The following is a 693-nucleotide window of genomic DNA, read 5'->3' on the forward strand; positions in this document are numbered from 1 at the left end:
CGCTTCCTAAGCAAATTAGCAGGCGTATCTGACCCAGAACGTAAACGTAAAATTATCGGTAACGAATTTGTTTACGTATTTGATGACGAAGCGCAAAAAATTAAAGACGTTGATTATTTAGCGCAAGGTACTTTATACACAGACGTTATTGAGTCAGGTACAGATACAGCGCAAACCATCAAGTCTCACCATAACGTTGGTGGCTTACCAGAAGACATGACTTTCTCATTGATCGAACCTTTAAATACCTTATTTAAAGATGAAGTACGTGCAGTAGGGACAGAACTAGGTATGCCAGATAAAATCGTTTGGCGCCAACCGTTCCCAGGGCCAGGTTTAGCTATCCGTATTATCGGTGAAGTAACACCTGAAAAACTAGAAGTCGTTCGTGAATCTGACTTCATCTTACGTGATGAAATTAGAAAACAAGGTCTAGAAGGCGACATCTGGCAATACTTTACAGTCCTACCTGGTTTCAAATCAGTAGGGGTAATGGGTGACGAGCGTACTTACGAATACACAATTGGTATACGTGCCGTAACCTCAATCGACGGTATGACATCTGAATGGGCACGCATCCCTTACGACGTATTAGACACCATTTCTAAACGTATCGTAAACGAATGTGCACACATCAACCGCGTAGTCTTAGACATTACGAGCAAGCCACCTGCAACAATCGAGTGGGAATAA

The 693-nt window shown here is 42.3% G+C and carries 1 protein-coding gene; it reads left to right on the forward strand.

The features are described 5' to 3' along the window. Positions 1-693 (forward strand): glutamine-hydrolyzing GMP synthase (guaA, locus tag ACRCJ0_RS17730; protein WP_431391465.1); only part of this gene is annotated, 693 nt, incomplete at its 5' end.

The sequence above is a fragment of the Aerococcus sp. L_32 genome, assembly GCF_050689315.1.